The organism is Streptomyces sp. SGAir0957, assembly GCF_043523415.1.
In genome coordinates this window covers 7420442-7442183 of the sequence record NZ_CP027293.1, presented here as the reverse complement: position 1 = coordinate 7442183, position 21742 = coordinate 7420442, and the positions used below count along the sequence as shown (strand labels likewise).

The following is a 21742-nucleotide window of genomic DNA, read 5'->3' as shown; positions in this document are numbered from 1 at the left end:
GTGCGCTATCCGGCATAGCGGTATGAGACTGGTGCCGGACAGACCACTGACCCAGGGGGAGACCGTGGAGCAGACCGCCGAGGGGCGCGCACCCACCGCCAAACTGCCCCTGTTCACCCTGACCACCCTGGTCATCGGCTCGATGGTCGGCGCCGGCGTCTTCTCGCTGCCCGGCCGGTTCGCCGAGGAGACGGGGGTCGCCGGGGCGCTGATCGCGTGGGCCGTAGCGGGCACCGGCATGCTGATGCTCGCCTTCGTCTTCCAGTCCCTGGCCGTGCGCAGGCCCGACCTCGACGCGGGCGTGTACGCGTACGCCAAGGCCGGTTTCGGCGAGTACCTGGGCTTCTTCTCGGCGTTCGGCTACTGGGCCAGCGCCTGCGTCGGCAATGTGACGTACTGGGTGCTGATCATGTCGACGGTGGGGGCGATCTGGCCCGCGCTCGGCGAGGGCGACACGGCGCTCGCGATCGTGCTCTCGTCGGCCGGGCTCTGGGCGTTCTTCCTGATGATCCGGCGCGGCGTGAAGGAGGCCGCGGCGATCAACAAAATCGTGACCGTGGCGAAGATCGTGCCGATCCTGGTCTTCATCGTCCTCGCCCTGGTCTTCTTCGACCCGTCGGTCTTCGCGGACAACTGGGGCGGCGCGGACTACGCCGGTTCCCTGTTCGGGCAGGTCAAGGGCACGATGCTGGCCACCGTCTTCGTCTTCCTCGGCGTGGAGGGCGCGAGCGTGTACTCCCGGCACGCGAAGAAGCGCTCGGACGTCGGCCGGGCCACGATCCTCGGTTTCCTCAGCGTCTTCGCCGTCTTCGCCTCCGTCGTCATCGTGTCCTACGGGATCCTGCCGATGGGCGAGATCGCGGAGCTGCGCCAGCCGTCGATGGCGGGCGTGCTGGAGGACGTCGTCGGCACGTGGGGCAAGGTCTTCATCAGTGTCGGCCTGATCGTCTCGGTCCTCGGCGCCTATCTGGCCTGGACGCTGATGGCCGCCGAGGTCCTCTTCGTGGCGGCGAAGGACGACGACATGCCGCGCTTCCTGCGCCGCTCCACCCCCGCCGACGTGCCCGTGCCCGCGCTGCTCATGACGACGGTGCTCACCCAGCTGGTGCTTGTCGTCACCGCGTTCTCGGACGACGCCTTCAACTTCGCGCTCAATCTGACCAGCGCGCTGTCCCTCATCCCGTACCTGCTCGCGGCCGGGTTCGCCGTTCGGATCGGGGCGCGGCACGACCCGCTCACCGAGGGCGGCGGCACGTCCACGCGCGAACTGGTGATCGCGGCGGTGGCCACGCTCTACACCGTGTTCATGCTGTACGCGGCCGGGCTGAAGTTCGTCCTCGTCTCGTTCATCTTCTACGCCCCGGCGACGATCCTGTTCGTCATGGCCCGCAGGGAACAGGGGCGGCGCCTGTTCTCGCCGGGGGAACTGGTCGTCCTCGCCGTCTCCGTCGCGGGCGCCGTGCTCGGTGTCGTCGCCCTGACGGCGGGGTGGATCAGCCTGTGAGACCCGACGCGCGACTCCTGACCCCGTCAACGCCCGGAGGCACCCCGTGACCGACGACCACGCCACCCCCGCGTCCGCCGCGTACGGCGTCCACTCCGAGGTGGGCCGGCTGCGCAAGGTCCTCGTCTGCGCGCCGGGGCTCGCCCACCGCAGGCTGACCCCGACCAACTCCGACGACCTGCTCTTCGACGACGTGATGTGGGTGGAGAACGCCCAGCGCGACCACGCCGACTTCGTGAACAAGATGCGGCAGCGCGGCATCGAGGTGGTCGAGCTGCACGAGCTGCTCGCGCAGACCGTGGCGCGGCCCGAGGCGAAGGCGTGGCTGCTCGACCGCAAGATCGTCGCCAATCAGGTAGGGGTCGGGCTCATCGACGACACCCGTGCCTTCCTGGAGACGCTGCGGCCCGAACAGCTCGCCGAGTTCCTCATCGGCGGTCTCGCCACCACCGACCTCCCGGACGAGTACCGCTCCGCGTACGTGTCGATGGCGCGCGAGTCCAGCGGTGTGCGCGAGTACCTGATGCCGCCGCTGCCCAACACGCTCTACACCCGCGACACCACCTGCTGGCTCTACGGCGGCCTCACGCTCAACCCGCTCTACTGGCCGGCCCGGCACGACGAGACCCTGCTGATGAAGGCGGTCTACCGCTTCCACCCGGACTTCGCGGACTCGACCGTCTGGTGGGGCGACCCCGAACAGTCCTGGGGGCAGGCGACGTTCGAGGGCGGCGACATCATGCCCGTCGGCAACGGCGTCGTCCTCATGGGCATGAGCGAGCGCACCTCACGGCAGGCCATCACGCAGGTCGCCGCCGCGCTGTTCGAGAAGGGCGCGGCCGAGCACGTCATCGTCGCCGGGATGCCGAAGCTGCGGGCCGCCATGCATCTGGACACCGTGTTCACCTTCGCCGACCGGGACATCGTCACGCTGTACCCGCGGATCATGGACTCGGTGCACACGTTCTCGCTGCGCCCCAGCGACAAGGCGCCGGGCCTGGACATCACGGACGAGGGGACGACCCCGTTCGTCGACGTCGTCGCCCGCGGGCTCGGCCTCCGGGAGCTGCGGGTGATCGAGACCGGCGGCGACGTGTACGCCTCCGAGCGCCAGCAGTGGGACAGCGGCAACAACGCGGTCGCCCTGGAACCCGGCGTCGTCGTCACCTACGACCGCAACACCCAGACCAACACGCTGCTGCGCAAGGCGGGCGTCGAGGTCGTCACGATCGTCGGCGCCGAACTGGGCCGCGGCCGGGGCGGCGGCCACTGCATGACCTGCCCGATCGTCCGCGACCCCGTGACCTACTGAGCCACCTGCTCACATGTGTGTGTCGATGCCGAAGGCCCGGCGCAGCTGCGCCATGTCGTGCCGGTCGCGGTCGGCCGGCTCGTACCCCTGGTGGAAGCGGACCTGCTGCGCGGCCGAGAGGCACGGCACCGGCTCCCCCGCGACGGTGCCGGTGACGAAGGCCTCGGCCGGGTAGCGGAACGGCCGCTCCGGGTCGGGCGAGGACTGCTCGGCCGAGCCGTCGGCGGCGAAACGCAAGGGGTGCAGGTCGAGTTCGCGGCCGTCGGGGTGGGAGAGGACGAAGCGCGCGGGGCGCCAGTCGAGGGTCTCGGCGAACCCGGCGCCGCTGAGGGCGGCGAGCACGGCGGGCTCCTGCTCCGCGCGGTGCATCAGGTCGAGGTCGCGGTGGTCCCGGGTCTGCCGGCCGACGAGGGCGTCGATGCCCCAGCCGCCGCCGATCCACACGTCCGCCCCGGCCGTCCGCAGCAGGGCGAGGACGCCGAGCACGTCGTCAGCTGTCATCACCCGGCGCAGGCTAGGTCCGCGGGGCGCCGGTGGCGAACGATTTTTCGGGGGCACGGCCGGGGCCGTGATACGTTCCGTGAGCCAGTCGTACCTTTGTGCGTTCGCCGATGAACGCGTACGGGTCAGGGAATCCGGTGGAAGTCCGGAGCTGACGCGCAGCGGTGAGGGGGACGGGCGGGGCCACTGCCACTGGACCGCGCAGCGGTCCGGGAAGGCGCCCCGCCTGGATGAACCCGAGTCCGAAGACCTGCTGGCGGCCTCCGGGACCGAGACCCGGCCGGGGGTGAACCGTAGGCCGGCTCCGCGTATGGGCCCTGGACGCAGAGGAACCCCCGTGCCCTTCGCACGTCGACTCCGCCCTTCCGCACTGCTGTTGACGGGCGCCCTGCTGCTCACCGCGTGCGGCGGTGGCGCGGACTCCGCCGGCGCCGCCAAGGGGGCCGGCGCCGCCGTCACCCTCGACAACTGCGGCGCGAAGGTCCGCGTCGCCGGGGCCCCGCGCCGCGCCGTCGCCCTGGACCAGGGCTCGGCGGAGATCCTGCTCTCGCTCGGCCTCGCGGACCGGATGGTGGGGACCGCGACCTGGACCGACCCGGTCCTCAAGGGTTTGGAGAAGGCGAACGCCAAGGTGCCGCGCCTCGCCGACCGCTACCCCTCCTTCGAGAAGGTCCTGGACACCGAGCCGGACTTCGTCTCCGCGTCCCTCACAAACACCATCGGCAAGGGCGGGGTGGCGCCGCGCGAGAAGTTCGAGGAACTGGGCGTACCGACCTACCTCTCCCCCGCCGACTGCGCGGGCAAGGACAACAGCGGCGACGGCGACGGCGTCCGTACCAGCGCGCTCACCATGGACACCGTCTACGGCGAGATACGGGACCTGGCGCGGATCTTCGGCGTGAAGGAGCGCGGCGAGAAACTCGTCGCGCGGCTCGAATCCCGTGTCTCCGAGGCGACCACCGGGATCGACGCCGAGGGTGTGAGCGTCCTGTACTGGTTCGCCAACTCCGACGCGCCCTACATGGCGGGCTGTTGCGGGGCGCCCGGCATCGTCACGAAGGAACTCGGCGTGCGCAACGTCTTCGACGACACGCACGAGGAGTGGCCGCAGATCAACTGGGAGACGGTGGCCGACCGCGACCCCGACGTCCTCGTCATCGGCGATCTGACCCGCCGCTCGCAGTCCGCCGAGTCCGCCGCGCAGAAGATCGAGTTCCTGGAGTCCGACCCCGTCACCAAGAACATGACGGCCGTGAAGAAGAAGCGGTACGTGCTGCTCAGCGGGCAGGCCCTCAACCCCACCATCCGGACGGTCGAGAGCGTGGAGAAGGTGGCCGCGGCGCTGCGCGAGTTCGGCCTCGCCAAGTGAACACGGCGCTCCGGCCCGCCCTCTACTGGGCCGCGGCCCTCGCGGCGCTCTGCGGCTCGGTCGCCGTCGCCATCACCGTCGGGCCCGCGCACATCCGCGTCGCCGACGTGTGGTCGACGGTCGGCGCCCGGCTCGGCTGGGGCGCCTCGGACCTCTCCCCGATCCGCGACGGCATCGTGTGGAACCTGCGGCTGCCGCGCACCCTGCTCGCGGCGGTCTGCGGCGCGGGCCTCGCGGTGTGCGGCACGGTGCTGCAGGCGCTGCTGCGCAATCCGCTCGCGGACCCGTTCGTGCTCGGCGTCTCCTCGGGCGCGTCGACCGGGGCGGTGCTCGTGGTGGTCCTGGGCCTCGGCGGCGGGGCGCTCTCCGTCTCCGGCGGCGCCTTCCTCGGCGCCCTCTGCTCGTTCGCGCTCGTCCTCGTCCTCAGCCACCTGCTGGGCGGGACGACGGACCGGGTGGTGCTGTGCGGGGTCGCCGCGATGCAGCTGTTCTCGGCGCTGACCTCGTTCGTGATCCTCACCGCCGCCGACGCGGAGACGACGCGCGGCGTCCTGTTCTGGCTGCTCGGCTCGTTGAGCGGGGTCGGCTGGACCGAGCTGTGGCTGTGCCTCGCGGTCCTTGTGGCGGCGCTCGCGGTGTGCCTCGGGTACGGCCGGACCCTGGACGCGTTCGCCTTCGGGCACGAGGCGGCCGCCGCGCTCGGCGTGCACGTGGCGCGGACCCGGCTCGTCCTGCTCTGCGTGACGGCGCTCCTGACGGCGGTGCTGGTCAGCGCGGCCGGGGCGATCGGCTTCGTCGGGCTCGTCCTGCCGCACGCGGCGCGCGCCCTGGTCGGCCCCGGGCACACCCGGCTGCTCCCGGTCACGGCCGTCGCCGGGGCGGTGTTCCTGGTCTGGGTCGACACCCTGGCCCGTACGGTTCTCGCACCGCAGGAGGTTCCGGTGGGGGTGGTGACGTCGCTGATCGGCGTGCCCGCGTTCGTGCTCGTCCTCTTCCGCGGCCGGAGCCCGCGATGAGCGCGGGGCTGGCGGCGGACCGCGTCTCCTGGTCGGCGGGCGGCACCCTCGTGCTGGACGGCGTGAGCCTGACGCCGCGGCCCGGCGCCGTCACCGGTGTCCTCGGCCCGAACGGCTCGGGCAAGTCGACGCTGCTGCGGCTGCTCGCCGGGGTCCTCGCCCCGGCGTCCGGCGTCGTCACGCTCGACGGCGGCCCGCTCGGGGACGTCCCGCGCAGGACGGCCGCGCGGCGCATCGCGCTCGTCCATCAACAGGCGGACACTCAGGTCGAGTTGACGGTCGCCGACGTCGTACGGCTCGGCCGCACCCCGCACCGCAGGGCCTGGTCGGCCGCGTCGGCGGCGGACGAGGCGGCGGTCCGCGACGCCCTCGCCCGCACCGGCCTCGCCGATCACGCGGACCGGCTGTGGCACACCCTGTCGGGCGGTGAGCGCCAGCGGGCGCAGATCGCGCGCGCCCTCGCGCAGGAGCCGCGCGAGCTGCTGCTCGACGAGCCCACCAACCACCTGGACATCCAGCACCAGCTGGAACTGCTCGACCTGGTCTCGGGGCTCGACCTGACCAGCGTCGTCGCCCTGCACGACCTGAACCTGGCCGCCCACTACTGCGACCAGGTCGTGGTCCTGCGCGGGGGTCGCGTCGTCGCGGCGGGCGAGCCGGGCGCCGTCCTCACCGAGGAGCTGATCGCCGACGTCTACGGCGTCCGCGCGCGGATCTCCCCGCCCGAACCGGGCGAGCGCCCCCACATCCGCTTCCTGGGGACGCTCACGCGATAGGCCGTCGTCACGCCGTCACTCGAAGCGGTCGGGGTCCCCCGCGCCGCGCCGCACGACGGTGGCCTCTCCGTCGGAGAAGTCGACGACGGTCGTCGGCTCGGTGCCGCAGTCGCCGGAGTCGAGCACGGCGTCCACCACGTGGTCGAGCCGCTCCTTGATCTCCCAGCCCTGCGTCAGCGGTTCGTCCTCGCCGGGCAGCAGCAGGGTGCTGGAGAGCAGCGGCTCGCCCAGCTCGGCGAGGAGCGCCTGGGTCACGACGTGGTCGGGGATGCGGACACCGACCGTCTTCTTCTTCGGGTGCTGCAACTGGCGCGGCACCTCGCGCGTCGCGGGCAGGATGAACGTGTAGCTGCCGGGCGTGGCCGCCTTGATGGCGCGGAACACGTCGTTGTCGATGTGCACGAACCTGCCGAGCTGCGAGAAGTCCTGGCACATCAAGGTGAAGTGGTGCTTGTCGTCGAGGTGCCGGATCGCCCGGATCCGCTCGACGCCGTCGCGGTTGCCGAGACGGCAGCCGAGCGCGTAGCAGGAGTCCGTGGGGTAGGCGATCAGGGCGCTGTCGCGGACGGAGTCGGCGACCGCGCCGATGGTGCGCGCTTGCGGGTTCTCGGGGTGCACGTCGAAATAGCGGGCCATCCGTCGACCCTACGGGATCAGTGGCGAACGCCACGGCGTTGCGGGGCGGCGTATTCCGCGTACACGCGCGACAATCCCGACACCCGCCCACCCTGCCCTCGTCCGGCGGGCGCCCGACGGACCATACTGGGCGTGCCCCGACCACTCACAGAAAACCCCATGGCCAAAAACAGCAGCTCACCGACCACCGTCCCCGACACCGCGTGGCTCGGTCACGGGCGCCACCTCGGCCCCGAGCCCGAGCAGGACGTGCGGCGCAACCTGATCGCCCTCAAGGCGGCCGGGGTCCTCGACGACTTCCTGGACCTCGACCCCGTCGAGGCGGCCCGCTCCACCGTCCTGCACCCCCGCGACGAGTCCGCCGACCCCGGACCCACCGCGCGGCGCGTGTTCGAGGCGCGCTGGCGGGCCGACGACGACGTCACGGTGCGCGCCCAGCTGACGACGTACGAGCCCGAGGGGCGCCGCAAGGACGGTGACGGCGTCGTCTGGGTCGTCGCCGCCGAGGCGGAGCGGGCCTGGGACCCGCAGTGGGCGTCGCCCGTGACCATGTTCTGGCCGGACAGCGTCATAATCCCGTGGGACCACGCGATGGTGCCCGGTGTGCGCCTGCGCGCGGTCAACCACCTGCCCAAGGACGACGACGAACTGCGCCACCGGCTGCGCGACTGCACCCGCGAGAGCTGGTACGTCCACGTCGTGGTGCACGAGGCGATGACGCCGGACGCGCGGGGGCAGCGGCCGGTCACCGAGTTCCTGCCGCCGAGCCTGCGCCACCGGGTGATCGAGCACCGGGCCACCCCGGAGCAGGCGCAGATCGCCGACTTCGCGATGAAGCGGGAGCTGAAGCTGCGGATGCCGCGCGGCGGCGCCGTCATCCTGCCGACGGCCCCGCAGGAGCCGGGGTACGACGCCGAGCGCTTCGCCGTGCGCAACGTCTTCCTGGACGGCTCGGAACCGGTCGAGCTGTTGCAGCGGATCAACGAGTTCGCGGCGCTGCCGCGGCCCCTGCCCCCGGACGCGGAGCGGGCGCTGACCCGTCTTCGGCAGGGCTGGCACCTGCTGACGGCCGAGGAGGAGCTGGCCCACGCCCAGTCGATGGTCGGCCGGTACGCGGAGGCGCTCGACGCCATGACGAAGTCGCGGGACCTGTACCGGGAGGCGGCCGAGGCCGCGCAGGCCGCGCTCGCCGAGGTCGGCGCCACCGCTCCGCCCGGCCCGGCCGGGACCGGCCAGACCAAGGCGGACGGTTCGCCGCTGAGCGCTCTCACGAAGGCGTTCGGCCGCTTCCGCGACCCGAACAAGTAGCCGATCCGGGCAAGTAACCGATCCGGACAAGCGGCCGATCCGGACGAGCGGCCGATCCGGACGAGCGGCCGCGGGGCGCCCGGGGCGGCCCCGGGGCGATCACTCCTCCTCTTCCGCCTCCTCCAGGCCGCCCGGGTCGGACATCCGCAGCGCGATCTCCCGCAGCAGCTCGGTGGAGTTGACGTCGGTCCGCCCTTCGTCGTGCACCTTCGCGAGCTGGGTGAAGAGGAACGCGAACGCCTCGACGAGCGACACGCTGGCCGGCATCAGCGCGGCGATGGCCAGCTCTGCGGCCTCCTCCGGGTCGGCCCCGGCCGGGATCTCGATGGTCGGGAACACCTCCGACACGAGCCGCCCGAGCTGGGTGAGGTCGTTGTCGAGCTCGGCCCCGTCATTGATTCTGCGCACCATCTCCTGCGTCTCGGTCAGTACACCGATGGCCCGCAGAACGATCTCCCTCTGTTCCATGTGCGGAGCCTATGCGGGCGAGCCGCCCGCGCGTGCAACGTGGTCGCAACGTCCTGTCGCCTTCACTGTCCGTCATGAGTGACGACGCCGGTGACGAGGCGCCCCGCGTACAGCTGACCCCGGCCGCCGCCGGTCTGCTGCGGCGGCTGCGCGAGGACCACGGGCCGCTGATGTTCCACCAGTCGGGCGGCTGCTGCGACGGCAGCGCGCCCATGTGCTACCCGGCGGGCGAGTTCCGCACCGGCGCCGCGGACGTGCTCCTCGGGGAGCTGTCCGTCGACGGGGTGGCGGAGCCCGTGCCGTTCTGGATGTCGAGGAGCCAGTACGAGGTCTGGAGCCACACGCGCCTCATCGTCGACGTCGTCGAGGGGCGCGGCAGCGGTTTCTCCCTGGAGGCGCCGGAAGGAGTACGTTTCCTGATCCGTTCCCGCCTGGTCGGCGCGTAGCCATCGACGGGACCGCTGTCGTCTGCTGAACTCCCCTGATGCAGACGAGAGTTGGCAAGAGACACAAGCAGGTCGTCGCGAGCCTCGCGCTCGTGGGCGCGCTGACCGGTGCCGGTCTGACGGGGGCGGCACCGGCGGGCGCGGCCACCACCGCCGGGCGCGTCGCGCCGGGCGTGTCGTACACCGAGTTCGACGTGCCGGCCGCCAAGGGCACCGCCCACGCCCATGTCCTCACCGTCGATCTGCGCGACCCCCGGGTCCGCGTCGACCTGCTGCACCCGGGTGCGGTCGGGGCCCGCGCCACCGTCTCCGCGATGGCCGACGCCACCGGCGCCGTCGGCGGCGTCAACGGGGACTTCTTCAACATCTCCGAGGCCCAGCACCCCGGTGTCGAGGCGACCGGCGCCGCGGTCGGCCCCGCGATCGCGAGCGGCCGCACCCTGAAGGCGGCCGTGCCGGACGGCCAGCGGTTCGGCCCGGCCCTCCCGCCCGGCACCTCGACGCGGGACGTGCTCGGCGTCGGCGTCGATGGGCGGGCCCGGCTGGACAGTATGGCCCTGGACGGCTCGGTGCGCACCCGCGCGGACCGCCTGCCGCTCGGCGGGCTCAACCAGTACGCCCTGCCCGTCGGTTCGGTCGGCGCGTTCACCCCGGAGTGGGGCAGCGTCTCGCGGGTGCGGGCCACGTGCGGCACGGACACGCAGCGGGCGGCGCCGTGTTCCACGGACACCTACGAGGTGACGGTGCGCCACGGACGCGTCGTCACGGCGGCGGACACGCCGGGCGCCGGTCCGATCGCGGAGGGCACGACCGTCCTGGTGGGCCGGGAGGCGGGCGCGCAGTGGCTGCGCAAGCTGTCGCCGGGCGACCCGGTGGGGGTGCGTCACCGGCTGGTCGCCGCGCGCTCCCGGGTCCCGTACCGGTTCGCGGTCGGCGGCTATCCGGTGCTGCGCGACGGCGCCCCGCTCCCCGGCCTCGACGCGAACACCTCCGCGGTCCGTACGGCCGCGGGCATCGGCGACCACGGCCGCACGCTCTATCTCCTCGCCCTGGACGGCGCGCCCGCGTACCGCACGGGCCTGTCCATCGCCGAGGTCGCCGCGACCATGCGGGCGCTGGGCGCGGACGACGCGTTCTCGCTCGACGGCGGCGGTTCGTCGACCCTCGCGGCCCGGGAGCCGGGGGCGGCGTCGGTGACGGTCCTCAACCATCCGACGGACGCCCCCGAGCGCGCCGTCGCCAACGGCATCGGGGTGTACGCGCGCGGCTAGCCCTTGTCCCGTACGGCGACGAGGCCGTTGAAGACACCGACGTAGGCCGTGCCGTCGGGGCCGAGCGTGACCGGCGCCCAGTTGTTGTCGTAGGCGATGCCGGTCCCGGCGAGGCGCTTCCAGCGGGTCGCGCCGGTGCGGAAGTCGACGGCGGTCAGGTACCAGGCGTCGATGCCGAGGGAGTTCGGCTCCTTCGTGTAGAAGTACAGCAGCCCGTTCGCGGTCGACAGCTTCGGCACGGTGGACGGGGAGCGGACGCCGCTCTCCCAGACCGTGTCGCAGCCGCTGCCGTCGGGGCGCACGTCGACGCGGGTGACGCCGCCGACGACGCTGCGCCCGAGGGTCAGCGAGGTGATGTTCTCGTAGCCGTAGTTGTTCTCCACGATCAGGCTGTCGCCGTACGAGATGAGGCTGTTGTCGGTGGTGGAGGCGCCTGCCCCGAAGACCGGGACCTTGCAGACCAGGCGCCGGTCGGCGGGGACGCCGGCGCCGCGCCGGTAGACCAGGACGTTCATGCGGTCGTCGGCGTTGTCGGTGATGGCGACGTAGTCGTCCTGCGCGCCGAACAGGTCGGGGGTGGTGCCCGAACCCTGGTTGACCGAGCCGGGTTTGGTGCCGGTGCCGCGGTCGTAGGTCTGGCGCCAGACGACGCGCGGGGTGCCGTCCGCGGCGGCGACGAAGCTGTAGAGGGCGTGGTCGGAGACGACGGAGACGCCGTCCTCGGCGACGGAGAACGAGTTCTGGATCTCCTCGCCGTCCAGGCGGATCGACGTGACGGCCCCGGTGGCGGGGTCGACGGTGCCGACGCGGCCCTGCCGGGTCACCCACCAGACGCGGCCCGTCCAGTCGGGCATGACGGCGGTGACGGGGTCGCAGGTGCCGCTCGGGTAGAGGTTCGTCCAGCTCACGCAGTCGTGCGGCACCTGGGACGTCAGGTCCCAGTCGTCCGTGACGACGAAGCGCCAGGTGCCGTCCTCGGTCCGCTCATGGGCGAGGCGCACGATGTGCTGGCGGGAGTCGGCGAGGACGAGCCGGTCCTGGTCGTCGAGGTAGGAGTAGGCGCCGCCCGACGTGTCCTTGAAGATCTTCGAGAAGTCGAGGCGGGTGAGGGCCTCGACGGTCGAGGGGCGCTGCGGCAGCTTGTACTCGGCGAGGGTGGCCAGGGTGTGCGGGTCGAGGAGTTTGACGAGGAAGCCGGTGAAGGTGCCGCAGACGGTGACGATGCGGCCGGCCTTGTCGAAGGTGACGGTGGCGCATTCGCCGCCGAGCGCGGCCATCTGCTCGCTGGTGACTTGGGGCTCCGCCCCGTTCGGTCCGGCCCAGGGGTAGGTGCCGCTGCCCCCGGCGTCCGCGTGCATGCCGCTGCGTCCGTTGGCGGCGAGGAAGGGGTGCTGGGCGGGGGCTTTGCCGGGCACCGGCTGCGGCGCGGCGGGGGCGCCCTCGTACTGCGGGACGAGCCGGTGGCCCGGCGCCTTGGGGATCTCGTCGGCCCAGGCGCCCGGCGCCATGACGGCGCCGAGCGCCACGAGGGCGAGGGCCGCGGCCAGGGTGGCGCGGGCGAGGCTTCTTCGCTGGGGCATGGGGCCGAAGCTAGGTTCAGCCGCTTGAAGTGTCCATGCGCGTACGGGGGTTGTTCACGAACCCGAAACGATCAACCGCCTCAGGGCTGGAGGCTGCTGACCAGACCCGCGGTGGCGTTGATGCCGTCATTGATGGTGGGTGCCACGTTCGTGCCCGCGAGCAGGAAGCCGAGCAGGACGCAGACGAGGGCGTGCGAGAACTTCATGGCCCCGTTGCGCAGGAAGATCACCGCGACGATCACGAGCAGCAGCACGATGGAAATGGACAGAGACACCGTCGAACCTCCTCCGCCACGTCGGCATCGTGGCTTTCGGCCGCAAGTGTGACGCAGCGGAGGCCGTTCGGCGGTGTCTGACCTGTCCCCCGATCGAGTGTTATATCGGGATCAGCCGTTATGGGTGGTGAGGAAACGCTCCAGTCCGGCGAGGTCGTCGGTGTTGAGGTGGTCGACGCCGGCGGCGAGCAGCTCGCTCCAGACGGCGTCGCGCGCGGGGCCCGGAAGGTCGGGCGTGGCCCAGAACCGTACCCGCTGTCCGCGCTTATGGGCGGCGGCGACGATGCCGCGCAGCGTGGTCCGTTCGGCGGCGGGGATCGGCCCGACGCCCTGCCAGGTGAAGTTCGTGGACCAGTTGTCGCTGATCAGCGGGGCGAACGACGCGGGAGTCGCGGTTCCGAGGTCGGTGAGGCGCCCGTCGTAGAAGGCGCTGCGGGCGCGCTGGGCCTCCATCGGGGCGCGGGCCGCGCGGTCGCCGGAGACGACGGCGGTGACGGGCCCGGTACGGACGCGGCCGTGGGCGTAGCTCGTGAACAGGCCGCGATAACGGCGCAGTTGGCGGTCGAGTTCGAGGTAGGTGGCGGAGCCCTCGGTCTTGATGTCGATGAGCAGCTGGAACGGTATCCGCCAGCCGCGGTACACGGTTCCGTGCTGCGCCCGTACGCGGGCGGCGAGCGGGTCGAGGTACAGCGAGGCGAGCGTGCGGGCCGGGTCGAGGTCGACGGGGTCGTGCGCGACGAGCAGATCGCCGTCGACGAGGTAGATGTCGGCCTCGACGCTGTTGAACCGGTGGTCGAGGGCGTCGAACAGCGGCCGCGCGTGGTCGTAGTCGTTGTGCGCGTGGGCCCGCAGCAGCGGCCGCGGCCCGCGCTTCCCCTCCCCCGCGTGGGCGAGCTGCGGCGTGGCGGCGCCTGCGGCCAGCGCGGCGGCGAGCGTGCCGAGGGCTCTGCGGCGGGTGGTCGGGGCCATGGGTGCCTCCCGTGTCGGTGCGGGCGGGGACGGACGGACACGGCGAGTATGCGGGGCGGGAGTCACCAAGGGGCAGTGCTGGGCCGGGAGTTGGCCGGACTGCCGCCCTCGGTTCACCGGCGGGACACGCGGGCGGGCGTTCAGGCGCGCTCGGCGGCGCTGCGCTCGACGCAGAACTCGTTGCCCTCCGGATCGCGGAGTGTGACCCAGCCGCGCCCGTCGGGGCGCCGGTGGTCCTCGTGCAGGGTGGCGCCGAGGGCGAGCAGGCGCTCGACCTCCTCGTCCCGGGTGACGTCCTGGGGCTGGAGGTCCAGGTGCACCCGGTTCTTGACCGTCCTCGGGTCGTCGACGCGGATGAGGAGCAGGTGCGCGGCGGGGCTCTCGACCAGCGCCTCGGGGTCGCCGGGGTGGTCCTCGTCCGAGAGGGTGCCGCCGAGGACCCCGGCCCAGAACGTGCCGAGGGTGTAGGGGTCCGCGCAGTCGATGGTCACGTGTCTGATCAAGGACGTCATGCGGGCAAAGGGATCACGCGCCCCGGTCCGCTGTCCAGGGCCGGGCACGGCGGGCGACGCGCCGTCCAGGGCCGGGTGCGGCGGACGGCGGGCGGCGCCGGAGCGCCGGCCGCTGTCCTTGCCGGTGTGTCGGGCTGCCGTGCGGGCGCTCAGCCGGCCCGGAGGTCGACCAGTCCGGCCAGTTCCTCCCGGTGGTGTCCCGCCGTGCCCAGGGCGATCGAGTCGGCCTTGGCCCGCTTCAGGTACAGGTGGATCGGGTGCTCCCAGGTCATGCCGATGCCGCCGTGCAGCTGGAGCGCCTCCTCGGCGGCGCGGACCGCGACGGGCGCCGCGTACGCCTGGGCGACGGCGACCGCGAGGTCGGTGTCGTCGGCGGCGGTGGCGAGCGCGTCGGCCGCGTTGCGCGCGGCGGCGCGGGTGTTGACGACCTCCAGCCAGAGCTGCGCGAGCCGGTGCTTGAGGGCCTGGAAGGAGCCGACGGGGCGGTTGAACTGGTTCCGCTCCCGGGTGTAGCGCACCGTCTCCGTCAACAGCCAGTCGGCGAGGCCGAGTTGCTCCGAGACGAGGAGACCGGCTCCGGCGCGCAGGGCGCGGCGGACCGCGGGGGCCGCGTCGGCGGTGAGGAGGCGGCCCGTCGCCTTCTCGAACGTCACGGCCGCGAGCGGGCGGGTGCGGTCGAAGGAGATGTGGGGCTCGACCGTGACGCCGCCGGCCGTGGCGTCCACCGCGTACAGGCCGTCCGGCGTGGGGACCAGGTACACGTCGGCCGCCGTGGCGTCCGCCACCGCCGTGACGCGTCCGGTCAGCGCCGCGTCCGCCGCCCGTACGTCGGCGAACTCCGTGCCCGGCGCCGCCGACAGCGGGACCGCGAGGGCGCCCACCGTCCGGCCGGACGCCAGGGACGCGAGCAGCGTCCCCGCTTCCTCCGTGTCGCAGCCGAGCAGCGCCTCCGTCGCGATGACGGCGCTGGTCAGGTAGGGCACGGGGGTGACGGCCCGGCCCAGCTCCTCCAGGACGACGGCGGCCTCGCGATGCGTGGCGCCCTGGCCTCCCCGCTCCTCGGGGACGAGGAGCCCGGCGAGGCCCATGGACTCGGCGAGGTTCTTCCACAGGGCGCGGTCGTGCGGCTGGTCCGTCTCGACGCGGGCGAGGACGGTGGCGGCGTCGCTGTGGTCGGCGAGGAGGTCGCGGACGGCCGAGCGCAGCGCCTCCTCTTCCTCGGAGTACAGCAGATCGGGCTGGGTGCTCCGGTTGCTCATCGGGCGAGGTCCTTCCAGGCGACGTCCTTGTCGGTGCGCGGCTCGGGCGGCAGGCCGAGGACGCGCTCGGCGACGATGTTGAGGAGGACCTCGCTCGTCCCGCCCTCGATGCTGTTGCCCTTGGCGCGCAGGTAGCGGTATCCGGCCTCGCGGCCCGCGAAGTCGACGAGTTCGGGGCGGCGCAGCGTCCAGTCGTCGTACAACAGCCCTTCCTCGCCGAGGAGTTCCACCTCCAGGCCGCTGATCTCCTGGTTGAGGCGGGCGAAGCCGAGCTTCATGCCGGCGCCCTCGGGGCCGGGGTGCCCGGCGACGAGCTGCTGGCGCAACCGCTCACCGGTGAGCCGGGCGACCTCCGCGTCGACCCACAGCTTGACCAGGCGCTGGTGCAGGTCGGGCGTGCGCAGTTCGGGGCGCTCGCGCCAGGTCTTGGCGACGATGCCGATGAGGCCGCCCTCGCGCGGGATGCGCATGCCGCCGATGGCGACGCGCTCGTTGTTGAGGGTGGTCTGGGCGACCTTCCAGCCGTCGCCGACCGCGCCGAGCCGGTGGGCGTCGGGGATGCGGACGTCGGTGAGGAACACCTCGTTGAACTCGGCCTCGCCGGTGATCTGGCGCAGCGGCCGGACCTCGACGCCCGGGTCGGTCATGTCGCAGACGAAGTAGGTGATGCCGCGGTGCTTGGGCACGTCCGGGTCGGTGCGGGCGATGAGGATGGCGAACCGGGCGTTGTGCGCGCCGGAGGTCCACACCTTCTGCCCGTTGACGATCCAGTCGTCGCCGTCGCGGACGGCGCGGGTGCCGAGCGCGGCCAGGTCGGAGCCGGCCCCGGGCTCGCTGAACAGCTGGCACCAGATCTCGTCGCCGACCCAGAGGGGCTTGAGGAAGCGCCGCTTCTGGTCGTCGGTGCCGTAGTGCAGGATCGTCGGGGCGGCCATGCCGAGCCCGATCCCGTTGCGCCGGGGCGCGTTGTCCGGGGCGCCCGCCGCTTCCAGTTCGGCGTCGACGACGGCTTGGAGGGAGCGCGGCACGCCGAGCCCGCCGAGCCCCTCCGGGTAGTGCACCCAGGCGAGTCCGGCGTCGAAACGGGCGCCGAGGAAGTCCGCGCGGGGCGTGGTGGCGGGCGGGTGCGCGGCCAGGAACTCCTGGGTGAGGGTGCGCAGTCGGGCGGCGTCGACGCTCATGCGGCGCTCCCTTCCGTACGCGCGGTCAGGCCGGGGATGACGACGACGCGGCCGGTCGTGACGCCGTCGGCGACGCGCTGCACGGCGGACGCGGCCTCGCTCAGGTCGACGCGCTCACTGACCAGCGGCTTGATGGCGCCGCGCGCGGCCAGCTCGGTCAGCTGGCCGTGGCAGTGCGGGATGAGCTTCGGGTTCTTGGTGGCGTACAGGCCCCAGTGCAGGCCCATGATCGTGTAGTTCTTGACCAGGGCGTGGTTGAGCGCGGGGCTCGGGATGGTGCCGCTGGCGAAGCCGACGACGACGATCCGGCCCTCGAAGGCGACCGTCTTGGCGGACTGCGTGTACGCCTCGCCGCCCACGGGGTCGTAGATCACGTCGGCGCCGCGCCCGCCGGTGGCCTCCTTCACGGCGGCGATGACGTCCTCGCTCCGCCGGTCCACGACGACGTCGCAGCCGAGGTCGCGCGCGACCTTGGCCTTGTCGGGCCCGCCGACGACGCCGATGACCTTGGCGCCCGCGGCCTTGCCGAGCTGGACGGCGGCGCTGCCGACCCCGCCCGCGGCGGCGTGCACGAGCAGCGTCTCGCCCTCCTGGAGGCGGGCGCGCTGATGCAGGCCGAACCAGCCGGTCTGGTATCCGATGTGCAGGGCGGCCGTCTCGGCGTCGTCCAGGGCCCCGGGCGCGGGCAGCAGGGCGCGCGCGTCGGCGACGACGTACTCGGCGAGGCCGCCGTGCGGCAGTGCCGGGGTGGCGATGACGCGGCGCCCGTCCTCGGTCTCGCCGCAGATCTCCACGCCGGGCGTGAACGGCAGCGGGGGCCTGACCTGGTACTGGCCCTTGCAGAGCAGCGCGTCCGGGAAGTTGATGTTGGCGGCGCGCACCTTGAGCAGAACCTGCCCGTCGCCGGGCACGGGGCGCTCGATCTCCTCCAGGCGCATCACCTCGCTCGGCTCGCCGTTCTCGTGCACTTGCCATGCCTGCATGCGGGGCCTCCACGGACTGGCTACCAGGTTCACGTCTCAGGCGCATACTAAGCGGTCGCTTGCACCCTTGGGAATGCCGATCCGGGAGTCACGCGCCTCATGGGGCGACTCCGCCAGGCGGTCACTCCCCCTGCCCCGCCCCGCGGGAGGGCCGCGCCCGCACATGCATCCGCTCCCCCTGCGGCCCGAACAGACTCAAGAACTCCGCGGGCCCGTCCGGCGTCGCCCCGAACCAGTGCGGCACCCGGGTGTCGAACTCGGCGGCCTCCCCGGGCCCGAGGATCACGTCGTGCTCACCGAGGACGAGCCGCAGCCTGCCGGAGAGCATGTAGATCCACTCGTACCCCTCGTGCGTGCGCGGGTCCGGCTCGTCCGTGCGCGCCGGTTCGATCACCTTGTACGCCTGGAGCCCACCCGGCTGCCGGGTGAGCGGGATCATCGTCCGGCCGTGCCGCACGATCGGCTTGGCGCGCACACGCGGGTCGCCGACGGGCGGCGCCCCGACCAGCTCGTCCAGCGGCACCTGGTGGGCGCGGGCGATCGGCAGGAGCAGTTCGAGGCTGGGTTTGCGCAGCCCCGCCTCGAGCCGGGAGAGCGTGCTGACCGAGATGCCGGTGGTCTCGGAGAGTCCGGAGAGCGTGGCGCCGCGCTCCTTGCGCAGGGCGCGCAGGCGCGGCCCGACGCCTTCGAGGACGGCGTCCATGGACGCCTCGGGCGCCCCGTCCGGGGAGCGGGGGGAGTTCCGGTTCATTCCTCCATTGCAGTTTCGGCAAGTCTGTTTGTCAATACCGGGGGTCCGAGTGCACCGTCGGGGACAGCAAGGCACTGGCACGTACTCCAGAGGTGGTCACCATGAACAACCGGCAGCACGCACGGGACGCGTACGACGTCGTGGTCGTCGGCGCGGGAGCGGCGGGCCTCGCCGCCGCCCTGGTCCTGGGCCGCTCGCGCCGCTCGGTCCTCGTCGTCGACGCGGGCGAGCCGCGCAACGCGCCCGCCGCGCATATGCACGGCTACCCCTCACGGGACGGCATGGCGCCCGCCGCGTTCCTGGCCGAGGTGCGCCGCGAGGTCGCCGCGTACGGGGTGGAGCTCGTCCGGGGCCGGGTGGCGGCGGCGGAGCCGGACGGGTCCGGCGCCTTCGACGTGACCCTGGAGGACGGCGGCCCGGTGCACGCCCGCCGGCTGGTGATCGCCACCGGTCTGGTCGACGAACTGCCCGAGCTCCCCGGCGTCGCCGAGCGGTGGGGCCGCGATGTGATCCACTGCCCGTACTGCCACGGCTGGGAGGTGCGGGACGAGGCGATCGGCGTCCTGTTCGCGAAGGCCTCCGGCATCCACCAGGCGCTCCTGTTCAGCCAGCTCTCCGACGACGTGACCCTGTTCCTGGACGGCGCGTGCGAGGACGATCTGCCGGACGCCGACTGGCAGCTCCTCGCGGCGGCGGGCGTCAGCGTGGTCAGCGGCAAGCTCGACGGGCTCGTGGTCGGCGGCGACGCGCTGAGCGGGGTCCGGCTCGCCGACGGGCGGGAGTTCGCGCGCTCGGTGTTCGTCGTGGCGCCGCGCATGGTCCCGCGGGACGGGCTGCTCCGCGCGCTCGGCGCCCGCGCCAAGGAGACCCCGGCGGGACCGTTCGTCGACGTGGACGCGGCGGGGCACACCAGCGTCCCCGGCGTCTACGCGGTCGGCAACGCGGCGGGCGCCGCCGAGCAGGTGGTGAACGCGGCGAGCGCCGGTTACCGGGCCGGAGCCACCTTGAACGCGGAACTCCGCCTCGCCGACCTGGAGCGGGTGGCGGAGCGGCGCCGCGCCGGGGTCTTCTCCCCGGAGGGCGAGCGCGCGGTGGCGCGGGCCCGCGAGGCGCACGGCGCGTGAAACAGCCGCGCGGGCATGGCGAGTTGCGCGTCCGGCCGCTATCCATGCCCGCATGACGACTCCCGGCGCACCGCACGGCCTGCCCGCCCCTCCCCCGCCCGGCGCGACGGCGCTGCCGCCCGGCACGTACGACGGCCGGCTCGTCCTGGTGACCGGCGGCGGCACCGGGCTCGGCCGGGCGATCGCCGCCGAGTTCGCCCGGCTCGGCGCCGCCGTCCTGATCGCGAGCCGGAGCCCGGACCATCTGGCGCCCGCGCGCGAGGAACTGGCGGCCGTCAAGGGCGCGGGGCCCGTCACGACCGCCGTCTGCGACATCCGGGACGCCCAGCGCGTCGCCGAGGTCTTCGACGCGGCTGTGGCGGCACACGGCCGCGCCCCCGACGTGCTGGTGAACAACGCCGCCGCCAACTTCCCCGTCCCCGCGGAGGACCTGTCACCGAACGGCTGGCGCGCCGTCGTCGACACCACGCTGACCGGTACGTTCCTGATGACGCGCGAGTTCGGCCGCCGCCACCTCGCCGCGGGCACCCCGGGCGCGGTGCTCTGCGTCGGCGCCTCCTACGCGTGGACGGGCGGGCCCGGCTTCGCGCACAGCGCGGCCGCGAAGGCGGGCGTCAAGAGCCTCGTGGAGACGCTGGCCGTGGAGTGGGGTCCGTACGGCATCCAGGTCAACGGCCTGGTGCCGGGTCTCATGCCGCACGAGGACATGACACCCGACATCCGGACCGGCCTCGACACCGGCACCGGCCACGCCCGGGAGTTCGGCGCCCGGCAGCCCGCGCTCCGGGTGGGCGCGCCGCGCGAGCTGGGCTGGGCCGCGACCTTCCTCGCCTCCCCCTACGCCCGCTTCATCAGCGGGCACACCCTGGTGGTGGACGGCGCGAACTGGCAGCGGCGCGCCGTGGTGAACCCGCCGGTGACGCCGGTGCGCGAGCAACTGGGCCGGGGCCCGTTCCGGGCCGGCTGACGATCGAGGAGAGGGCTCAGCGGATGCGCTGCCCGTACACGTGGTCCACCGTCATCTCCATGAGCACCCGGCGGTCGGAGACCATCACCGCCCGGTACTCGTCCCAGTCCGGGTGCTCGCCCGCGGCCTTGCGGTAGTAGGCGACCAGCGCCTCGACCTCGGGCCCGTGCGGGTCCGTGCCGGGTCCGGTGAGCCGCACCACGCCCTCGGCGGTGGCCCAGGCCCCGGCGTCGGGGGCGGTGACCTCCAGGGCGGCGCGCGGATCGCGGCGCAGGTTCGCCGTCTTGGCCCGGCCCTCGGTCATCGACACGTACAGGGTCTCGGTCTCCCGGTCGTAGAACGGGGTGACGGGCGACAGCTGCGGGCGGCCGTCGGCCTTGATCGTGGCGAGGACGCCGAGGCGGCTCCCGGCGAGCAGGGAACGCGGATCGAAGGGTGCGGTGGTCATGGTCACCTCTCCAGCGGGCGGGGCGGCGGGCCCCGCGGGACGACGCGGTGTGCTGCGCCCATCGTGACCCATCGGCCCCCGTCGCGCGGCCGCGCCGGGGCGGCGGCTCTCGTACGCCGTGGACCTCCGGCGGCCCGCGGCGCACCCGGGAGGCCGGGCTCACGCGCCCCTGAACTCCGGTGGCCTGCGGCGCGCCCGGGCCGTGAAGCCCTCGGCCGCGTCGTCGGAGGTCAGCGTGAGCGCGGCGGCGGCGGCCACCCGGTCGAGCGCCGCGTCAAGGCCCAGGTCGGCGTAGGCGTCGATGTCCCGCTTGACGGACCGCACGGCGAGCGGGGCGTTCGCGGCGATCTCGTCGGCCACCGCGGCGGCGGCGCTCTCCAGATCCGCGCCGGATACCACCTGTTGGAGCAGGTGCAGCCGGTACGCGGTCTCCGCGTCGATCCTGCGGCCGGTCAGCGCCAGGAACTTCGCCCAGCCCGCGCCCGCCTCCCGCGCGATCCGCAGATCGCCGCCCGCGTCGACGGCCACCCCGAGACGCGCCTCGGGCAGCGCGAACACGGCGTCGTCGGCCGCGATCCGTACGTCCGCCATCAGCGCCAGCTCGAACCCGAAGCCCAGGCAGTACCCCCGCACGGCCGCGACGACCGGCTGCGGCAGCCGGGCGAACGCGGCGAACCGCTCGTGCGCCCAGCGGACGCCCTCGTAGTAGGCGTGGCTGCGCGCGGAGCCGCTCGCGCCCTCGATGGCGCCGCCGGGCGCGCTCACGTCGATGCCCGCGCAGAAGGCGCGCCCCTCGGCGCGCAGGAGGACGACGCGAATCCGGTCGTCGAACCGGATCCGGTCGGCCATGACGCCGAGCTGCCGGGTCGACTCCCAGCTCCACGCGTTCAGCTTGGCGGGACGGCAGAGCGTGAGCACACCGACGCCGCCCTCCGCCACGTCGAGCCGCAGCCGCCGCGCGGCACCGTCCGGAATCCGGGTGTCGGTGGTGTCGATCATGCGAGCCCCCTGCTTGCCGGTCGTCCGGATGTCCGCGATACGGCCGCGATACGGCGGTGGTTCGGCGGCGCGCAGCGTAGCGGGACG

At 73.3% G+C, this 21742-nt stretch carries 23 protein-coding genes and 1 riboswitch; of the genes, 10 read left to right on the top strand and 13 right to left on the bottom strand.

Annotated elements, in window-relative coordinates:
- Positions 1-64: 64 nt before the first annotated feature.
- Complete coding sequence (locus C1N81_RS38580) at positions 65-1504, top strand: basic amino acid/polyamine antiporter (protein WP_394436042.1); 1440 nt, start codon at positions 65-67, stop codon at positions 1502-1504.
- Between the two features lie 46 nt (positions 1505-1550).
- Positions 1551-2816: an arginine deiminase gene (locus C1N81_RS38575; protein ID WP_394436041.1), complete on the top strand. Its 1266-nt coding sequence runs from the start codon at positions 1551-1553 to the stop codon at positions 2814-2816.
- 9 nt (positions 2817-2825) lie between these two features.
- On the opposite strand, the gene C1N81_RS38570 is transcribed toward C1N81_RS38575, so the two are convergent.
- Complete coding sequence (locus tag C1N81_RS38570) at positions 2826-3317, bottom strand: nucleotidyltransferase domain-containing protein (RefSeq protein WP_394436040.1); 492 nt, start codon at positions 3315-3317, stop codon at positions 2826-2828.
- A 91-nt stretch (positions 3318-3408) separates the two neighbouring features.
- Positions 3409-3590, top strand: a riboswitch (cobalamin riboswitch).
- 37 nt (positions 3591-3627) lie between these two features.
- On the opposite strand from C1N81_RS38570, the gene C1N81_RS38565 reads away from it, so the two are divergent.
- From C1N81_RS38565 to C1N81_RS38555, 3 genes are read left to right on the top strand one after another with little or no spacing between them, the layout of a single operon-like run.
- Positions 3628-4686, top strand: coding sequence for an ABC transporter substrate-binding protein (locus tag C1N81_RS38565; RefSeq protein WP_394436039.1), 1059 nt, complete (start codon positions 3628-3630; stop codon positions 4684-4686).
- Positions 4683-5702, top strand: coding sequence for a FecCD family ABC transporter permease (locus C1N81_RS38560; protein WP_394436038.1), 1020 nt, complete (start codon positions 4683-4685; stop codon positions 5700-5702). Before C1N81_RS38565 ends, C1N81_RS38560 begins: the two co-directional genes overlap by 4 nt.
- On the top strand, positions 5699-6478 hold the full coding sequence (locus C1N81_RS38555) for an ABC transporter ATP-binding protein (protein ID WP_394436037.1): 780 nt from the start codon (positions 5699-5701) through the stop codon (positions 6476-6478). The genes C1N81_RS38560 and C1N81_RS38555 overlap by 4 nt, the downstream gene beginning before the upstream one ends.
- Positions 6479-6493: 15 nt before the next feature.
- Here the strand turns inward: C1N81_RS38555 and C1N81_RS38550 are convergent, their stop codons facing one another.
- Positions 6494-7114 (bottom strand): L-threonylcarbamoyladenylate synthase, encoded by a 621-nt coding sequence (locus tag C1N81_RS38550; RefSeq protein ID WP_394436036.1) that lies wholly within the window; start codon positions 7112-7114, stop codon positions 6494-6496.
- A 159-nt stretch (positions 7115-7273) separates the two neighbouring features.
- On the opposite strand from C1N81_RS38550, the gene C1N81_RS38545 reads away from it, so the two are divergent.
- Entirely contained in the window at positions 7274-8422 is a 1149-nt protein-coding gene (locus tag C1N81_RS38545) for a hypothetical protein (RefSeq protein ID WP_394436035.1), read from the top strand.
- Positions 8423-8521: 99 nt separating this feature from the next.
- On the opposite strand, the gene C1N81_RS38540 is transcribed toward C1N81_RS38545, so the two are convergent.
- Positions 8522-8890, bottom strand: coding sequence for a hypothetical protein (locus tag C1N81_RS38540; protein ID WP_394436034.1), 369 nt, complete (start codon positions 8888-8890; stop codon positions 8522-8524).
- Positions 8891-8964: 74 nt separating this feature from the next.
- Here C1N81_RS38540 and C1N81_RS38535 point away from each other — a divergent pair, with 74 nt between their 5' ends.
- Together C1N81_RS38535 and C1N81_RS38530 are read left to right on the top strand one after the other, a co-directional pair.
- A complete protein-coding gene (locus tag C1N81_RS38535; RefSeq protein ID WP_394436033.1) occupies positions 8965-9336 on the top strand; it encodes a DUF779 domain-containing protein in 372 nt (123 codons plus the stop codon).
- Positions 9337-9374: 38 nt separating this feature from the next.
- The gene (locus tag C1N81_RS38530) at positions 9375-10607 is read left to right on the top strand and encodes a phosphodiester glycosidase family protein (protein ID WP_394436032.1); all 1233 of its coding nucleotides are present in this window, start codon (positions 9375-9377) and stop codon (positions 10605-10607) included.
- On the opposite strand, the gene C1N81_RS38525 is transcribed toward C1N81_RS38530, so the two are convergent.
- The 8 genes from C1N81_RS38525 to C1N81_RS38490 all read right to left on the bottom strand — a co-directional run bounded on the left by C1N81_RS38525 (position 10604) and on the right by C1N81_RS38490 (position 18117).
- Positions 10604-12187 (bottom strand): hypothetical protein, encoded by a 1584-nt coding sequence (locus C1N81_RS38525; protein WP_394436031.1) that lies wholly within the window; start codon positions 12185-12187, stop codon positions 10604-10606. The two genes, C1N81_RS38530 and C1N81_RS38525, sit on opposite strands and share 4 nt — an antisense overlap.
- Before the next feature lie 80 nt (positions 12188-12267).
- Positions 12268-12462, bottom strand: a complete 195-nt coding sequence (locus C1N81_RS38520; protein WP_394436030.1) for a hypothetical protein — start codon at positions 12460-12462, stop codon at positions 12268-12270.
- Between the two features lie 111 nt (positions 12463-12573).
- Positions 12574-13431, bottom strand: coding sequence for a phosphatidylinositol-specific phospholipase C/glycerophosphodiester phosphodiesterase family protein (locus tag C1N81_RS38515; RefSeq protein ID WP_394436029.1), 858 nt, complete (start codon positions 13429-13431; stop codon positions 12574-12576).
- Between the two features lie 140 nt (positions 13432-13571).
- On the bottom strand, positions 13572-13943 hold the full coding sequence (locus tag C1N81_RS38510; protein WP_394436028.1) for a VOC family protein: 372 nt from the start codon (positions 13941-13943) through the stop codon (positions 13572-13574).
- A gap of 149 nt (positions 13944-14092) precedes the next feature.
- A complete protein-coding gene (locus C1N81_RS38505) occupies positions 14093-15202 on the bottom strand; it encodes an acyl-CoA dehydrogenase family protein (protein WP_394436027.1) in 1110 nt (369 codons plus the stop codon).
- A complete protein-coding gene (locus C1N81_RS38500; protein WP_394436026.1) occupies positions 15199-16383 on the bottom strand; it encodes an acyl-CoA dehydrogenase family protein in 1185 nt (394 codons plus the stop codon). The genes C1N81_RS38505 and C1N81_RS38500 overlap by 4 nt, the downstream gene beginning before the upstream one ends.
- On the bottom strand, positions 16380-17366 hold the full coding sequence (locus C1N81_RS38495; RefSeq protein WP_394436025.1) for an NADPH:quinone oxidoreductase family protein: 987 nt from the start codon (positions 17364-17366) through the stop codon (positions 16380-16382). The genes C1N81_RS38500 and C1N81_RS38495 overlap by 4 nt, the downstream gene beginning before the upstream one ends.
- 121 nt (positions 17367-17487) lie before the next feature.
- A complete protein-coding gene (locus C1N81_RS38490) occupies positions 17488-18117 on the bottom strand; it encodes a helix-turn-helix domain-containing protein (RefSeq protein ID WP_394436024.1) in 630 nt (209 codons plus the stop codon).
- 101 nt (positions 18118-18218) lie between these two features.
- Here C1N81_RS38490 and C1N81_RS38485 point away from each other — a divergent pair, with 101 nt between their 5' ends.
- Positions 18219-19241, top strand: coding sequence for an NAD(P)/FAD-dependent oxidoreductase (locus tag C1N81_RS38485; protein ID WP_394436023.1), 1023 nt, complete (start codon positions 18219-18221; stop codon positions 19239-19241).
- Positions 19242-19293: 52 nt separating this feature from the next.
- A complete protein-coding gene (locus C1N81_RS38480) occupies positions 19294-20208 on the top strand; it encodes an SDR family oxidoreductase (RefSeq protein ID WP_394436022.1) in 915 nt (304 codons plus the stop codon).
- Positions 20209-20224: 16 nt separating this feature from the next.
- Here C1N81_RS38480 and C1N81_RS38475 read toward each other — a convergent pair whose 3' ends face one another.
- Both C1N81_RS38475 and C1N81_RS38470 read right to left on the bottom strand, forming a co-directional pair.
- Positions 20225-20656: a PPOX class F420-dependent oxidoreductase gene (locus tag C1N81_RS38475; RefSeq protein ID WP_394436021.1), complete on the bottom strand. Its 432-nt coding sequence runs from the start codon at positions 20654-20656 to the stop codon at positions 20225-20227.
- A gap of 159 nt (positions 20657-20815) precedes the next feature.
- The gene (locus C1N81_RS38470) at positions 20816-21655 is read right to left on the bottom strand and encodes an enoyl-CoA hydratase/isomerase family protein (RefSeq protein ID WP_394436020.1); all 840 of its coding nucleotides are present in this window, start codon (positions 21653-21655) and stop codon (positions 20816-20818) included.
- Positions 21656-21742 lie beyond the last annotated feature (87 nt).

Coding starts and splice junctions, on each gene's coding strand:
- C1N81_RS38570 (WP_394436040.1), bottom strand. CDS start 3,317: ATGACAGCTGACGACGTGCTCGGCGTCCTCGCCCTGCTGCGGACGGCC.
- C1N81_RS38565 (WP_394436039.1), top strand. CDS start 3,628: ATGGGCCCTGGACGCAGAGGAACCCCCGTGCCCTTCGCACGTCGACTC.
- C1N81_RS38555 (WP_394436037.1), top strand. CDS start 5,699: ATGAGCGCGGGGCTGGCGGCGGACCGCGTCTCCTGGTCGGCGGGCGGC.
- C1N81_RS38550 (WP_394436036.1), bottom strand. CDS start 7,114: ATGGCCCGCTATTTCGACGTGCACCCCGAGAACCCGCAAGCGCGCACC.
- C1N81_RS38545 (WP_394436035.1), top strand. CDS start 7,274: ATGGCCAAAAACAGCAGCTCACCGACCACCGTCCCCGACACCGCGTGG.
- C1N81_RS38540 (WP_394436034.1), bottom strand. CDS start 8,890: ATGGAACAGAGGGAGATCGTTCTGCGGGCCATCGGTGTACTGACCGAG.
- C1N81_RS38535 (WP_394436033.1), top strand. CDS start 8,965: ATGAGTGACGACGCCGGTGACGAGGCGCCCCGCGTACAGCTGACCCCG.
- C1N81_RS38530 (WP_394436032.1), top strand. CDS start 9,375: ATGCAGACGAGAGTTGGCAAGAGACACAAGCAGGTCGTCGCGAGCCTC.
- C1N81_RS38525 (WP_394436031.1), bottom strand. CDS start 12,187: ATGCCCCAGCGAAGAAGCCTCGCCCGCGCCACCCTGGCCGCGGCCCTC.
- C1N81_RS38515 (WP_394436029.1), bottom strand. CDS start 13,431: ATGGCCCCGACCACCCGCCGCAGAGCCCTCGGCACGCTCGCCGCCGCG.
- C1N81_RS38510 (WP_394436028.1), bottom strand. CDS start 13,943: ATGACGTCCTTGATCAGACACGTGACCATCGACTGCGCGGACCCCTAC.
- C1N81_RS38505 (WP_394436027.1), bottom strand. CDS start 15,202: ATGAGCAACCGGAGCACCCAGCCCGATCTGCTGTACTCCGAGGAAGAG.
- C1N81_RS38500 (WP_394436026.1), bottom strand. CDS start 16,383: ATGAGCGTCGACGCCGCCCGACTGCGCACCCTCACCCAGGAGTTCCTG.
- C1N81_RS38495 (WP_394436025.1), bottom strand. CDS start 17,366: ATGCAGGCATGGCAAGTGCACGAGAACGGCGAGCCGAGCGAGGTGATG.
- C1N81_RS38490 (WP_394436024.1), bottom strand. CDS start 18,117: ATGAACCGGAACTCCCCCCGCTCCCCGGACGGGGCGCCCGAGGCGTCC.
- C1N81_RS38485 (WP_394436023.1), top strand. CDS start 18,219: ATGAACAACCGGCAGCACGCACGGGACGCGTACGACGTCGTGGTCGTC.
- C1N81_RS38480 (WP_394436022.1), top strand. CDS start 19,294: ATGACGACTCCCGGCGCACCGCACGGCCTGCCCGCCCCTCCCCCGCCC.
- C1N81_RS38475 (WP_394436021.1), bottom strand. CDS start 20,656: ATGACCACCGCACCCTTCGATCCGCGTTCCCTGCTCGCCGGGAGCCGC.
- C1N81_RS38470 (WP_394436020.1), bottom strand. CDS start 21,655: ATGATCGACACCACCGACACCCGGATTCCGGACGGTGCCGCGCGGCGG.